Origin of the sequence: Paraburkholderia mimosarum LMG 23256 = NBRC 106338 (genome assembly GCF_000739815.1) — a bacterium.
Taxonomy (GTDB): domain Bacteria; phylum Pseudomonadota; class Gammaproteobacteria; order Burkholderiales; family Burkholderiaceae; genus Paraburkholderia; species Paraburkholderia mimosarum.
The window spans coordinates 165,323-178,716 of record NZ_BBJJ01000006.1; the positions used below are offsets into that span (position 1 = coordinate 165,323).

Consider the following 13,394-nt stretch of genomic DNA (forward strand, 5'->3'; position numbering starts at 1 on the left):
AAACCGCTGGCGAACGGATTTTGCCAAAACACTTGCGCAAGCCCGTATAGCACGCTATACTCTTCTTTCTTCGTTGGCCCGGTAGCTCAGTTGGTAGAGCAGCGGATTGAAAATCCGCGTGTCGGTGGTTCGATTCCGCCCCAGGCCACCAGAATGCAGCCCCAGGAGATCGTACGATTCCTGGGGCTTTTTCGTTGTTTTTCGTGATCCGGCCGGTTGAAACTGCGTCCGAAGATGCGGCAGGCAGATTCCGGCAATGGCCGCACATCGACGGTATTCGGGCTATAAGGGTGCGCCGATGCCCGGCCGAGGGCCCCGGCCTATACTGCATGAGCCGGCGCGCCTGATCCGCGGCGGTCCGCCCGGGTGTATCGAGCAACGAAAGCATTCGCGCGGAAACCTCATACACGGAGTTTCACGGTGACTCGAACAGAAGCCAAGGGCGCGCTCGTACTGTTTTCCGGCGGCCAGGATTCGGCCACGTGCCTCGCATGGGCGCTCGACCGCTACGAGACCGTCGAGACGCTCGGCTTCGACTACGGCCAGCGTCATCGCGTCGAACTGGAATGCCGCGAGGGTTTCCGCGCGGCGATTGCGCGTACGTTCCCCGCGTGGGGCGAGCGCCTCGGCGACGATCACATGATCGATCTCTCGGTGCTCGGCTCGATCAGCGACACGGCCATGACGCGCGAGATCGAGATCGAAACGGCCGCGAGCGGCCTGCCGAACACCTTCGTGCCGGGCCGCAATCTGATGTTCATGCAGATCGCCGCGGCGATCGCTTACCGTCGTGGGCTCAGGGTACTCGTGGGCGGCATGTGCGAGACCGACTTTTCGGGCTACCCCGATTGCCGCGACGACACGATGAAGGCGCTGCAAGTCACGCTCAATCTCGGCATGGACACGCGCTTTCTGCTGGAAACGCCGCTCATGTGGCTCGACAAGGCCGACACGTGGCGGCTCGCCGAAAAGCTGGGCGGCGAGGCGCTGGTGGACATGGTGCGCGTCGAGACGCATACCTGCTATCTGGGCGAGCGCGCCGAGCTTCACGCGTGGGGCTTCGGCTGCGGCGAGTGCCCGGCGTGCAAGTTGCGCAAGCGTGGCTACGAAGCGTATCTCGCCGGCGAACACGTGACGGAAGCGCCGGTCTGAGCCACAAGTCCGGGCGTCCAGAGTGACGATGGAAGCGGGCGGCGCACGGGCGGCGCGCCCTGCCAAACGCGATGAACCCGCGCCCGAAGATCAACCGGCTTCGCACGAGCCGCTTTGCTCGTGAGCCGGATTCGTGGCCGACGCGGGCCACATCATGAGCCACAATCAGGCAGCAGCATGACTTACGCGGTAAAAGAAATTTTCTACACATTGCAGGGCGAGGGCGCGAACGCCGGGCGTCCGGCCGTGTTCTGCCGGTTCGCCGGCTGCAACCTCTGGTCGGGCCGCGAGGAGGATCGCGCTGAAGCCGTCTGCCGATTCTGCGACACCGACTTCGTGGGCACCGATGGCGAGAATGGCGGCAAGTTCCGCACCCCGGAGGAACTCGTCGCGAAGATTGCGTCGCTGTGGCCCGCAGGCGAAGGCAACCGCTTCGTGGTCTGCACGGGCGGCGAACCGATGCTGCAGATCGATCAGCCGTTCGTCGATGCGCTGCATGCGGCCGGCTTCGAGATCGCCATCGAAACGAACGGCTCGCTGCCGGTGCTCGAAACGATCGACTGGATCTGCGTGAGCCCGAAGGCCGACGCGCCGCTCGTCGTCACGAAGGGCAACGAGCTCAAGGTCGTCGTGCCGCAGGAAAACCAGCGCCTTGCCGACTACGCGAAGCTCGATTTCGAGTATTTTCTCGTGCAGCCCATGGACGGCCCGTCGCGAGACCTGAACACGAAGCTCGCCATCGACTGGTGCAAGCGCCATCCGCAGTGGCGCCTGTCGATGCAAACCCACAAGTACCTGAACATTCCCTGATTCGCCGTGCTGACGATCACCCGAAAACTCGAATTCGACGCGGGCCACCGCATCCCTGACCACCGCAGCCAGTGCCGCAACCTGCACGGCCATCGATACGTGCTCGAAATCACGCTGCAAGGCGATCTCGTCGAGACCGAGGGTGCGCCCGACCGCGGCATGGTGATGGACTTCGCAGATGTGAAGTCGCTCGCGAACCAGCATCTCGTCGATCTGTGGGATCACGCGTTTCTCGTGTTCGAGGGCGATACGCAGGTGCGCGGCTTCCTCGAAACGCTGCCGGGCCACAAGACGGTCGTGATCGACCGCATCCCGACCGTTGAGAACCTCGCGGCCATCGCGTTCGACATACTCGCGAACGTGTACGACGCGCACTACGGCGTGAATCTGCGTCTCTACAAGCTGCGCCTGTACGAGACGCCGAACTGCTGGGCCGAAGTCACGCGCGACTGAGGCGCAACCGAAGTGCAATTGAGGCGTAACTGAGGCGTAACTGAGGCGCGCAAGGCCCGCCTCACCCTCGCTCCGACGCCCCGCGCAACGCGGGTTTTCCGTGCCGGCCCGCGGACTTTTGTCGCGGTATGATCGTGGCGGCAAGGCCTGCGCATCCCCGCGCGCGGCCCGACAAACACATAACGGAGCGAGACCTGCCGGCTGCGCGTCGCCGGGCGCAAGCGCCCGCGCGTCCCGCGCGCCTCGCAGCCTCGCCGGGAGCACGGCGATGAGCACCTTCACCAATCCTCTCAAGGAGCGCCTCAAGGAGGCGGAGCCGCTGTTCGGCCTATGGCTTTCCATGGGCAGCGAAACCGCCGCAGAAGCGCTTGCGCACGCGGGTTTCGACTGGCTCCTGATCGACATGGAGCACGCGCCCAACGATAGCGCCGACACCATCGCGCAACTGCGCGCCATTGCCGCCGCGCATCTGCCCACCGAGCCCGTGGTGCGGTTGCCCGACAGCGAGCCGTGGCTCGTGAAGCATGTGCTCGACGCGGGCGCGCGCACGGTGATGTTCCCCAACGTGACCTCGGCCGAAGAGGCCGCGCGCGCCGTGAGCCTCACGCAGTATCCGGACGCACGCACGCCCAACGGCCAGCGCGGGGTGGCGGGCGTGGTGCGTGCGGCGGCTTATGGCATGCGGCGCGACTATCTGCAGGGCGCGAATGCGCAGATCGCATCGATCGTGCAGATCGAGTCGGCGGCGGCGCTCGCCGAAGTCGAGAAGATCGCGGCGGTGCCGGGCGTCGATTGCCTGTTCGTCGGTCCCGCCGACCTGGCCGCGAGCCTTGGTCATCTCGGCGACTCGAAGCACCCGGACGTGCTTGCCGCCATCCGGCGCATCGTGGCCGCCGCGCGCGAGGCGGGCGTGGCATCGGGCATCTTCGCGATGGACGCCGCCGCCGCCAGGCAGTATCGCGAAATGGGATTCACCTTCATCGCTCTCGCCGCCGATGTGATGTGGCTCGTGCGCGCGACACGCCAGGCACTTCAGGAGGCGAGATCATGAAGCGGACGCGAACGCTCGAGCGAGCGATACACGCGACGGCTGTTGGCTGCTTCGCGGGCGCGTTGCTCTGCATGAGCGGCGTGGCCGCGGCAGCCGATGCTGGCAGCGCCGCTTCGGGTGCCATCCCGAGCGCCGCTTCGACTACCACCCCAGGCGCGGTCCCGGGCGCGGAATCCGATCCGCAAACGGCCAACGCCGTGGCCGACTACAACGCCGGCAACCTGAGCCAGGCGCGCTCCGAATTCAAGGCGGCGGCCGGGCGCGGCAACCGGCTGGCGGAGTTCAACTACGCGATGATGCTCGTGAACGGCGAAGGCGGCGTCGCCGACGTGGGCGAGGGCCGCAAGTGGCTGCGCAAGGCGGCGGATGCGAACATGTCGCATGCGCAGTACGTGTACGGCAAGATGTACGACGACGGCGATTTCGTGGAGCGCGATCCCGCGCAGGCGCACCAGTGGTTCCTGAAGGCGGCGAAGCAGGGCCACGTGCAAGCCGAGCTTGCGCTCGCGAACCAGTACCTGGACGGGCGCGGCACCACGCGCGACAACAAGCAGGCGTTCTACTGGTACAAGAAGGCCGCCGAGGGCGGCGACATGACGGCGCAATACGTGACCGGCTCGTTCTATGAGCGTGGCGGCGACGGCGTGCCGAAGAATCTGAACGTCGCGCGCGCGTACTATGCGGCGGCGGCGGCGCAGGGCGATCCTGTGGCGCGCCTCAAATACCAGCAACTCAGCGCGCAGTTGATGAAGTCGGGGCCGGGACAGTAAGCGCTCGCTGTAAGCGTGATCAAGCAGCCGCTGAAACGAGAACGCGCCGGACGATGCCGGCGCGTTTTCGTTGGCGCATCGCGATCTGGCGGGCGTCGTCACCGCCCGCTGCACCTTTAGCTCTGCATCAACCGCTTCTGGCGCCCCACGCTCATGATGAGCCCGATCGCCACGCCGAGCGTGGTGAGCGCGGTGCCGCCATAGCTCATGAACGGCAGCGGCACGCCCACCACGGGCAGAATGCCGCTCACCATGCCGATATTGACGAATGCGTAGGTGAAGAACGCCATCGTGAGCGAGCCGGCCAGCAATCGCCCGAAGAGCGTTGCGCCGTTCGCGGCGATATAGAGCCCGCGCGCGATGAGGCACATGTAGAGCGTGAGCAGCACGAGACCGCCCGCCATGCCGAACTCCTCCGAAAACACGGCGAAGATGAAGTCGGTGTGCTTCTCGGGGATGAATTCCAGATGCGACTGCGTGCCCTTGAGCCAGCCCTTGCCGAGCGGGCCGCCCGAGCCGATCGCGATCACGGCCTGGATGGTGTGGAAGCCCTTGCCGAGCGGGTCGGAGGTCGGGTCGAGCAGCGTGCAGATGCGGTGCTTCTGGTAGTCGTGCATGAGCGGCCAGTTCACCTGCGGCTGGCAGATCTTGTCCTGGAACGCCGCGATCGAGGCCACGGCGATCACGCCCGCGATCAGCACCGGCACGATCAGCTTGAACGAGAGCCCCGCGAAATAGATGACGAAGAGCCCCGAAGCGAACACGAGCACGGCGGTGCCGAGGTCGGGCTGCTTGGCGATCAGGCCCACGGGCACGAGCAGGATGATGAAACCCATGACGAAGTCGTACCAGCGCACCACGCCTTCGCGGCGCTGGTAGTACCACGCGAGCATCAGCGGCGTGGCGATCTTGAGGATCTCCGAAGGCTGGATCACGACGCCCACGTTGATCCAGCGCTTCGCGCCCTTGCGCGTGAGGCCGAATAGCGCCACGGCAACGAGCAACGCGATGCCGAAGGTATAGACCGGCACCGCGAAGCGCATCAGTGTGTTGGGCGGCACGTTGGCGAGACCCCACATCAGCACGAAGGTGAGCATGATGTTGCGCAGCTGGTCTTCCACACGGCCGGGCACGTCGAGGCTCGCGCTGTACAGCGTGACGATGCCCACGCACAGCAGCAGGAACACGGTGAGCGCGAGCGGGCGGTCGAAGCCGAGGAACATCTTGCGCAGCGTGTCGAGCACCGCGCGCTTGTCGATCTTGTCGAACTGGAAGAAGGGCATGGTGATTCCTTACTCGTCGATGCCGCCGGTCGCGGGCTTGGGCGGCGGCGCGAGCGTGGCCGCGTCGGGTGCGCTGGCGGGGCGGCGCGGACGATGGGGACCGGGGCCGAAGTGGCGGGGCACGGAGACGGGCGCGGGACGGGCGGCACCCGCGTCGGACGCGCCATCGGCGCTGGCGGTGCCGCCGTTCACGGCGTCGATCGCAGCGCTCGCATCGGGGCTGACCGGCTGGCGGGGTTTGCCGCTCTTGCCTTTTGCCGCGGCGGCGCTGGCAGGCGTCGGCCGCGCGGCCGCGCCGGAAGACGGCACAGCACTCGAGGCAGCCGTCGCAGCGGCCGCGCCCGAGGCGTTCGAAGCTGCCGCCGCAGCGGAAGCTGCCGAAGCCGCCTCGGCGGCCGATGCCGCACGGGGAATCGGCAGCGGCGTGAAGCCGGCGGCGACCCGCACGGGCTGCGGCGCAGCGGGGAGCGCGGGCGCGGCCGAGGCGGGCGCGGCGCCTGAAGCGGCCGCGGCGCCTGAAGCTTCTGCGGGCGCGCCGATCTCGGGTGCCGACGCGTCTTCGGTGGCCGAAGCCGCAGCACTGACGGCCGCTTGTTCGGCGCCAGGCTTCAGGCGGTCGACGAGATAGTAGTCGAGCACGCGGCGCGCAATCGGGCCAGCGGCCTGCGCGCCCCAGCCGCCGTTCTCGACGATCAGCGCGAGCGCGATCTGCGGCTTCTCGGCCGGCGCGAACGCGATGAAGAGCGCGTGGTCGCGCAGGTTTTCGGCGAGCGCGTGCGCCTTGTACTTGCCGCCCTGCAGCGAGAACACCTGCGCCGTGCCGGTCTTGCCCGCCGACGTGTAGGGCGCGTTGCGGAACACCTGGTAGGCCGTGCCCGACTGATTCATCGTCACGTTTTCCATGCCTTGCTTCACGACGTCGATGTCGGCCTGGCTCACGTTCAGACGCCCGCTTTCGCTCGGCACCGTGAGGCGCTGCTGCTTCGTGATCGGATTCTCGATTTCCTTCACGAGGTGCGGCTTCATGAGCACGCCGTTGTCGGCGAGCGTGGCCGTGGCGTGCGCGAGCTGCAGGATCGTGAACGAGTTGTAGCCCTGGCCGATGCCGAGGCTGATCGTCTCGCCTTCATACCACCTTTGCTGCTCGGGCTTGCGGTACGCCTTGCGCTTCCATTCGGTGGACGGCAGGATGCCGCGCGCTTCGCCCGCGATGTCGATGCCGGTGAGCTGGCCGAAACCGAGCGGCTTCATGAAGTTGGCGATGTTATCCACGCCAAGATCGTGCGCGAGCATGAAGAAGTAGGTGTCGTTCGACACCATGATCGCGCGGTTCATGTCGATCCAGCCCTGGCCGGAGCGCACGTCGTTGTTGAAGCGGTGGCCGCCGAACATGTAGAAGCCGGGGTCCGAGAAGCCCCACTGTGGCGTGCGCTTGTGCAGCGTGAGCGCGGCGAGCGCCATGAACGGCTTGTAGGTCGAGCCCGGCGGATACGTGCCGTGCAGCGGGCGATTGAGCAGCGGGTGATCGGGCGAGTTGTTGAGCTCGTCCCAGGTCTGCTGGTCGATGCCGTCCACGAACGAATTCGGATCGAAGCTCGGCGCCGAGACGAAAGCGAGAATGTCGCCCGTGGCAGGCTCGATCGCGACGAGCGCGCCGCGCTTGCCCGCGAACGCCTGCTCGGCCACCTGCTGCAGGCCGATGTCGATCGACAGCACGAGGTTGTTGCCGGGCGTGGCCTGCGTGCGCGAGAGCGTGCGCACGGGGCGGCCGCCCGCCGTCACTTCCACTTCCTCGAAGCCCGTCAGGCCGTGCAGCTCGGTTTCATAGCTCTGCTCGACGCCGATCTTGCCGATGTAGTCGGTGCCGTTGTAGTTGTTCGCGTCGAGACGCGGATCGAAGTGCTCGGGATCGCTGTCGTTCTTGTCGGAGAGGTCGTCGATGCGCTCCTGGTCGCGCTGCGAAATCCGGCCGATATAGCCGATCACGTGCGCGGCCGTGGGCCCGAGCGGATACTGGCGGAAAAGGCGCGCGCGCACCTCGACGCCGGGGAAGCGGAAGCGCTGCGCCGTGAAGCGCGCGACTTCGTCGTCGGTGAGGCGCGTGCGGATCGGCAGGCTCTCGAAGTTCTTCGAGTCTTCGAGGAGCTTCTTGAAGCGGCGGCGGTCGCGCGCGTCGATGGGGATCACGGTCGAGAGCTGGTCGATCGTGTCGTCGAGCGTGCCGGTGAGCTTCGAGGGCGTGATTTCGAGCGTGTACGCCGAGTAGTTCTTGGCGAGCACGACGCCGTTGCGGTCGGTGATGATGCCGCGGTTCGGCACGATCGGCGCGACGGAAATGCGGTTTTCGTCGGCTTGCAGCGAGTACTTGCTGTGGTTCCAGACCTGCAGATAGAGGAAGCGCAGCGCAATCAGCCCGAAGCAGACGAACACGAACAGCCCCGCCGCCGCGACGCGTACGCGGAACTTCGAGAGCTGCTGCTGGGTGTCCTTGAATTCGGTCATGCTGTCAGGCGCAGGCCCCGCTGTTCCGCGTGCGGGGAACAGCGAGCCGGGGTGCGTAAGGATTAGTCAAGCGAGTCTTCCAGCGGCGAGCGGCGCGCGCCGCTCAAATGGGCCGGGTATCGTCGGGATCGACGGGACGCCGCTGCGGCAGCAGCAGCAGCAGGCTCGCGACCGGCCAGAGGATGGCCTCGGCGAAGCCGCTGACGAGATAACCCCAGCCGGGAAACGAAGCGCCCATCAGCAGACGGATCACGAACGGCACGACCTGCGCGCCGACCAGCATGGGCATGACGGCGAACGTTTGCAGTCCGATCGGCATCCACAGCACGCGGCGGTGAATGGTGATCGCGCCGAACGAAAGCAGCGTGTACGCGAGCGCGTGTTCGCCGAGCAGGCTCGCGTTGTGGACATCCATGAGGAGTCCGAGCAAGAACGCGACGCCCATGCCGACCTTGCGCGGCTGGTGAATGTTCCAGAACAGCAGCACGAGCGCGACGAAGTCCGGCACGCCGGGCAGCTTGCCCCAGGGCAGCAGGTTCAGCAGGAAGGCCGCCGCAAGGCTGAAAGCGATGAAGTACGGATTGACCGGCTGCAGGATGTATTGCGGACGCGGCATCAATGTCCCCCTTGCTCGACGGCCTTCGCCGCCTCTTCCCGGAGGCTCTTTCCGGACTTTCTCTCGGGCTGCTGTTGCTGCGCCGGTTGCTTCTCCGCCGCGGCCGCTTGTGCGCCATTCGTCGCCGGTTTGGCCGGCGAGGGGGCGACGGCGGGTGCGGCACCCGATGCGGCGGCGGGTTTCCCCTTCGCGTCATCGGCTTTCTTGTCGCTCTTCTTGTCCGCGCCCTTGGCGGCCTTCTTCTTCGCGTCCTTCGCCTCGGCGGCCGCGGCCTCTTCGGCTGCGATCGGGTTGGGCGGCACCTGCGGAACATAGTGGAGCACGAGCACCTGGCGCGCCCCGCGCACGGCGGCGAGCGGCAGGCAGACCACGCGTGCGAATGCGGTGTCGGCCTGCTTGTCCACACGCAACACCTTCGCGACCGGCAGACCTTGCGGATAGATGCCGTCGAGCCCGCTCGTCACGAGTTCGTCGCCTACCTGCAGATCGGCGCTGATCGGCACGAAGCGCAGATCGAGCAGGTCGCCCTTCGCCGTGCCATAGATCACGCTGCGCAGGCCCGTGCGCACGACCTCGACCGGCACGGCCTGGTCCTTGTCGGTGACGAGCGTGACTTCGGACTGCATGGGAAACACGCGCGTGACCTGGCCGATCACGCCGTCCTCGGTCAGCACCGGCGAGCCATTCTGGATACTTTGCTGCGAGCCGACACCGATCACGACCTTCTGCGTGAACGGGTCGCGCGTGTCGTACTGGATGTCGGCCGGCGTGGTATGCGCGCCAATGCGTTGCGAGAGTTGCAGCAGGGCGCGCAGATGCGCGTTTTCGGCGGCGAGCGAAGCGGCCTCGTTGGCCTGCTGCGAAAGCTGGAGATTGCGTGCGTGCAACTGCGTGTTTTCGGTGCGCAGCGTGGAGCTCGTGACGGCCAGATCGGCGGCGCCCATAAAGAAGTCGCGCGGCACGAGGGCCGCGCGTTGCAGCGGGTACAGACCCGCGCCGAGCACCCCGCGCACGATATCGAGCGTCTTGAAGCGCGCGTCGGAGACCAACAGCGTGAGCGACAGCACGACGAAGAAGATCAGCCGTGCGAGTGCCGATGGGCCCTGCTTAAAGAGGGGCGGCGGACTGTATTCCATGGTCGGCGCCGGGGGCGTGTGCGGTTCGGTGAAACGGAGGGTAAAACTGTGGCGCCCCGAAGGGCGCCTCGTTGCGGACGGCGCGGCGGCGCGTGTGCCGCCCTGCCGTCAGTTGCGCAGCGGCGCCGAAACCGCGCCGCGCGCGGGCGCGGCGGTGCGCGAAGCGCTTACTCGTACGAGAAGATGCTGCCAAGCTTGTCCATGCGCTCGAGCGCCATGCCCGAGCCACGCACGACGCAGGTGAGCGGGTCTTCGGCCACCAGCACCGGCAGGCCGGTTTCTTCGGCGAGCAGGCGGTCCAGGTCGCGCAGCAGCGCGCCGCCGCCCGTGAGCATCATGCCGCGCTCGGCGATGTCGGCGCCCAGTTCCGGCGGCGTTTGCTCGAGCGCGATCTTCACCGAAGAGACGATCTGGTTCAGCGGGTCGGTCAGCGCTTCGAGAATTTCGTTGCTCGAGATCGTGAAGCTGCGCGGGATACCTTCGGAAAGGTTGCGGCCCTTCACTTCCATTTCCTTGACCTCGGAACCCGGGAAGGCCGAGCCGATTTCCTTCTTGATCGCTTCGGCGGTTTGCTCGCCGATCAGCATGCCGTAGTTGCGGCGGATGTAGTTGACGATCGCTTCGTCGAACTTGTCGCCGCCCACGCGCACCGAGCCCTTGTAGACGATGCCGCCGAGCGAGATCACGCCCACTTCGGTCGTGCCGCCGCCGATGTCGACGACCATCGAGCCCGTGGCCTCCGAAACCGGCAGGCCCGCGCCGATTGCGGCCGCCATCGGCTCTTCGATCAGGTAGACCTGCGAGGCGCCCGCGCCGTGCGCGGCTTCCTTGATCGCGCGGCGCTCGACCTGGGTCGAGCCGCACGGCACGCAGATGATGATGCGCGGCGACGGCGAGAACATGCGCGACTCGTGCGCCGTCTTGATGAACTGCTTGATCATCTGCTCGGTGACCGTGAAGTCGGCGATCACGCCGTCCTTCATCGGGCGGATGGCTTCGATGTTGCCCGGCACCTTGCCGAGCATTTGCTTGGCTTCCTTGCCGACGGCCTGGATCGTCTTCTTGCCGTTCGGGCCGCCTTCCTGGCGGATGGAAACGACCGAGGGTTCGTCGAGGACGATGCCCTTGCCGCGCATGTAGATCAGGGTGTTGGCGGTGCCGAGGTCGATCGCCAGGTCGTTGGAGAAGTAGCTACGCAGAAAACCGAACATTCAAAAATCCTGTCTCGCTTGTGGCCGTCCTTCCAGCTTCATGGGCGAGGGCGGCAGCGGATAATTAAACAGCCCCAGGGCGCCATGCGCCGCCACGAAAGCACCTCGAACGCACTGCGGAGGGCGTCACGGAGGGCCTAACCAGCGGCGCCACGAGGGGCCTGAAACTGCGGGGATGGTTACCGGAGGCAGCCTGGCTGCGCCGCCCGTTTTATCTCGTCCGGCCGCATCGTGCTGCGGTCGGAGCTGAAAGGCGTATGCAAGGCGGTCCGGGTTTGGGTCGAACGCGTAATGATACCTTATAATTTTGCCTGTTTTGCAGGATCCGGAAGTCAGTTTTTGACCTCATCGAAGCTTTCCTCCAGAGCCGGATCCGGCGCGATAAACCGCTGTTGCAGCACCGATTTTTCCGCACCGCCGCAGCAGCCTCTTTTTTCCGGTGACCGCATGGCCCTGACCCTGAACGATGTGAAGCGCATCGCGCATCTCGCGCGCCTCGAACTGGCCGACGCCGAAGCCGGCAACACGCTCGAACGCCTGAACGGCTTCTTCGGCCTCGTCGAGCAGATGCAGGCCGTGGACACGACCGGCATCGCACCGCTCGCCCACCCGATCGAGCAGATCGAGGATGTCGCGCTGCGCCTGCGCGAAGACGCCGTGACCGAAATCGTCGACCGCGAGGCGCTGCAACGTCCCGCGCCCGCGGTGCAGGACGGACTGTACCTCGTACCGCGCGTGATCGAGTAAGCGCGCAGCTTTTTTTTGCCATTTTCGAAATCCTTCGAGTTGTCCGAACAGTTCGAAAAGGCACGGACTCCCGGGTTTTCGCGGGTTTTCCGGGAAGCGGCCCGGCCGCTTTCCGGACGGCGCATCGATCTGACTTCGACCGCGCCGTGACGTTCTTCCAGGAATCACGCAATGCATGACAAAAGCTTGACCGAACTGCGCGCCGCGCTGGCTGCGAAGGAGTGCTCCGCAGTCGAGCTGGCCCAGCACTTTCTCGGCCGGATCGAGGCGCATCGAGATCTGAACGCGTTCGTCGACGTCAATCCCGAATTGACGCTCGCCCAGGCCAAGGCCGCCGACGCGCTCCTGCACTCGGGCCACGCGGGCCCGCTCGCGGGCGTTCCGCTCGCGCACAAGGACGTATTCGTCACGCGCGGCTGGCGCTCGACGGCCGGCTCGAAGATGCTCGCGAACTATGTGAGCCCGTTCGACGCCACCGTCGTCGAGCGCCTCGAGCGCGCGGGCATGGTCTGCCTCGGCAAGACCAACATGGACGAATTCGCGATGGGCTCGTCCAACGAGAACTCGCATTTCGGCGCCGTGAAGAACCCGTGGGACAAGAAGGCCGTGCCCGGCGGCTCGTCGGGCGGTTCCGCCGCGGCCGTCGCCGCGCGCCTCGCACCCGCCGCCACCGGCACCGACACGGGCGGCTCGATTCGCCAGCCGGCGTCGTTCACGGGCGTGACGGGCATCAAGCCCACGTATGGCCGCGTGTCGCGCTACGGCATGATCGCGTTCGCCTCGTCGCTCGACCAGGGCGGCCCGTTCGCGCTGAATGCCGCGGACTGCGCGTTGCTGCTGAACGCCATGGGCGGTTTCGACGAGCGCGACTCGACGAGCCTCACGCACGAGCACGAGGACTACACGCGCTTCCTCGGCCAGCAGTGGAGCGCCGACGCGTCGGCCGACAAGCCGCTCGCGGGTCTGCGCATCGGCCTGCCGAAGGAGTACTTCGGCGCGGGCCTCGCCGACGACGTGCGGGCTGCCATCGACGCCGCGCTCAAGACGTACGAGTCGCTTGGCGCGTCGCTCGTGGAAGTCACGCTGCCGAAAACCGAGCTGTCGATCCCCGTGTACTACGTGATCGCCCCGGCGGAAGCCTCGTCGAATCTCTCGCGCTTCGACGGCGTGCGCTTCGGCCATCGTGCGGCCGAATACCGCGATCTGCTCGACATGTACAAGAAGTCGCGCGCCGAGGGCTTCGGCCCCGAAGTGAAGCGCCGCATTCTGGTGGGCACCTACGTGCTCTCGCACGGCTACTACGACGCGTACTACCTGCAGGCGCAGAAGATCCGCCGCATCATCGCGCAGGATTTCCAGCAAGCGTTCAGGCAGTGCGACGTCATCATGGGACCGGTCGCGCCGAGCGTGGCCTGGGACCTGGGCGCGAAGGGCGACGATCCGCTGCAGATGTACCTCGCGGACATCTACACGCTGTCGACCAGCCTCGCGGGCCTGCCCGGCATGAGCGTGCCGTGCGGCTTCGGCGCGGGCGCGAACGCGCAGCGGCCCGTCGGTCTGCAGATCGTCGGCAACTATTTCAACGAGGCCCGCATGCTGCAGGTCGCCGACGCTTTCCAGCGCGCGACCGACTGGCATCGCAAGGCGCCGGCAGAGGTGTGAA

12 protein-coding genes and 1 tRNA gene are annotated in these 13,394 nt (G+C 66.5%); 8 read left to right on the top strand and 5 right to left on the bottom strand.

Features of this window, described 5'->3' with window-relative positions; translation table 11 throughout:
• Positions 1 to 75 precede the first annotated feature (75 nt).
• The 6 genes from BMI01S_RS07170 (at position 76) to BMI01S_RS07195 (ending at position 4,236) form a co-directional block, all read left to right on the top strand.
• Positions 76 to 151: transfer RNA gene (locus BMI01S_RS07170), tRNA-Phe, on the top strand.
• A gap of 269 nt (positions 152 to 420) precedes the next feature.
• Positions 421 to 1,152 carry a 7-cyano-7-deazaguanine synthase QueC gene (queC, locus tag BMI01S_RS07175; RefSeq protein WP_028211919.1) on the top strand — a complete coding sequence of 244 codons (732 nt, stop codon included), beginning with the start codon at positions 421 to 423 and terminating at the stop codon, positions 1,150 to 1,152.
• Between the two features lie 177 nt (positions 1,153 to 1,329).
• Entirely contained in the window at positions 1,330 to 1,962 is a 633-nt protein-coding gene (queE, locus tag BMI01S_RS07180; RefSeq protein WP_028211918.1) for a 7-carboxy-7-deazaguanine synthase, read from the top strand.
• 9 nt (positions 1,963 to 1,971) lie between these two features.
• Entirely contained in the window at positions 1,972 to 2,415 is a 444-nt protein-coding gene (queD, locus tag BMI01S_RS07185) for a 6-carboxytetrahydropterin synthase QueD (protein ID WP_028211917.1), read from the top strand.
• A 268-nt stretch (positions 2,416 to 2,683) separates the two neighbouring features.
• Entirely contained in the window at positions 2,684 to 3,466 is a 783-nt protein-coding gene (locus tag BMI01S_RS07190; protein ID WP_028211916.1) for an HpcH/HpaI aldolase family protein, read from the top strand.
• A complete protein-coding gene (locus BMI01S_RS07195) occupies positions 3,463 to 4,236 on the top strand; it encodes a tetratricopeptide repeat protein (protein WP_238327806.1) in 774 nt (257 codons plus the stop codon). The genes BMI01S_RS07190 and BMI01S_RS07195 overlap by 4 nt, the downstream gene beginning before the upstream one ends.
• A 116-nt stretch (positions 4,237 to 4,352) precedes the next feature.
• On the opposite strand, the gene rodA is transcribed toward BMI01S_RS07195, so the two are convergent.
• The 5 genes from rodA to BMI01S_RS07220 all read right to left on the bottom strand — a co-directional run bounded on the left by rodA (position 4,353) and on the right by BMI01S_RS07220 (position 10,984).
• Complete coding sequence (gene rodA / locus BMI01S_RS07200) at positions 4,353 to 5,519, bottom strand: rod shape-determining protein RodA (RefSeq protein WP_036018947.1); 1,167 nt, start codon at positions 5,517 to 5,519, stop codon at positions 4,353 to 4,355.
• Between the two features lie 9 nt (positions 5,520 to 5,528).
• On the bottom strand, positions 5,529 to 8,021 hold the full coding sequence (gene mrdA, locus BMI01S_RS07205; protein WP_028230485.1) for a penicillin-binding protein 2: 2,493 nt from the start codon (positions 8,019 to 8,021) through the stop codon (positions 5,529 to 5,531).
• 103 nt (positions 8,022 to 8,124) lie between these two features.
• Complete coding sequence (gene mreD / locus BMI01S_RS07210) at positions 8,125 to 8,637, bottom strand: rod shape-determining protein MreD (protein WP_028211913.1); 513 nt, start codon at positions 8,635 to 8,637, stop codon at positions 8,125 to 8,127.
• A complete protein-coding gene (mreC, locus tag BMI01S_RS07215; protein WP_028211912.1) occupies positions 8,637 to 9,773 on the bottom strand; it encodes a rod shape-determining protein MreC in 1,137 nt (378 codons plus the stop codon). Before mreC ends, mreD begins: the two co-directional genes overlap by 1 nt.
• A 167-nt stretch (positions 9,774 to 9,940) precedes the next feature.
• Complete coding sequence (locus BMI01S_RS07220) at positions 9,941 to 10,984, bottom strand: rod shape-determining protein (protein WP_004189550.1); 1,044 nt, start codon at positions 10,982 to 10,984, stop codon at positions 9,941 to 9,943.
• 447 nt (positions 10,985 to 11,431) lie between these two features.
• Here BMI01S_RS07220 and gatC point away from each other — a divergent pair, with 447 nt between their 5' ends.
• Positions 11,432 to 11,731 carry an Asp-tRNA(Asn)/Glu-tRNA(Gln) amidotransferase subunit GatC gene (gene gatC, locus BMI01S_RS07225; RefSeq protein WP_028211911.1) on the top strand — a complete coding sequence of 100 codons (300 nt, stop codon included), beginning with the start codon at positions 11,432 to 11,434 and terminating at the stop codon, positions 11,729 to 11,731.
• Between the two features lie 171 nt (positions 11,732 to 11,902).
• The gene (gatA, locus tag BMI01S_RS07230) at positions 11,903 to 13,393 is read left to right on the top strand and encodes an Asp-tRNA(Asn)/Glu-tRNA(Gln) amidotransferase subunit GatA (RefSeq protein WP_028211910.1); all 1,491 of its coding nucleotides are present in this window, start codon (positions 11,903 to 11,905) and stop codon (positions 13,391 to 13,393) included.
• Position 13,394: the final 1 nt, after the last annotated feature.

Coding starts and splice junctions, on each gene's coding strand:
- BMI01S_RS07190 (WP_028211916.1), top strand. CDS start 2,684: ATGAGCACCTTCACCAATCCTCTCAAGGAGCGCCTCAAGGAGGCGGAG.
- BMI01S_RS07220 (WP_004189550.1), bottom strand. CDS start 10,984: ATGTTCGGTTTTCTGCGTAGCTACTTCTCCAACGACCTGGCGATCGAC.
- gatC (WP_028211911.1), top strand. CDS start 11,432: ATGGCCCTGACCCTGAACGATGTGAAGCGCATCGCGCATCTCGCGCGC.
- gatA (WP_028211910.1), top strand. CDS start 11,903: ATGCATGACAAAAGCTTGACCGAACTGCGCGCCGCGCTGGCTGCGAAG.
- BMI01S_RS07195 (WP_238327806.1), top strand. CDS start 3,463: ATGAAGCGGACGCGAACGCTCGAGCGAGCGATACACGCGACGGCTGTT.
- mreD (WP_028211913.1), bottom strand. CDS start 8,637: ATGCCGCGTCCGCAATACATCCTGCAGCCGGTCAATCCGTACTTCATC.
- mrdA (WP_028230485.1), bottom strand. CDS start 8,021: ATGACCGAATTCAAGGACACCCAGCAGCAGCTCTCGAAGTTCCGCGTA.
- rodA (WP_036018947.1), bottom strand. CDS start 5,519: ATGCCCTTCTTCCAGTTCGACAAGATCGACAAGCGCGCGGTGCTCGAC.
- mreC (WP_028211912.1), bottom strand. CDS start 9,773: ATGGAATACAGTCCGCCGCCCCTCTTTAAGCAGGGCCCATCGGCACTC.
- queE (WP_028211918.1), top strand. CDS start 1,330: ATGACTTACGCGGTAAAAGAAATTTTCTACACATTGCAGGGCGAGGGC.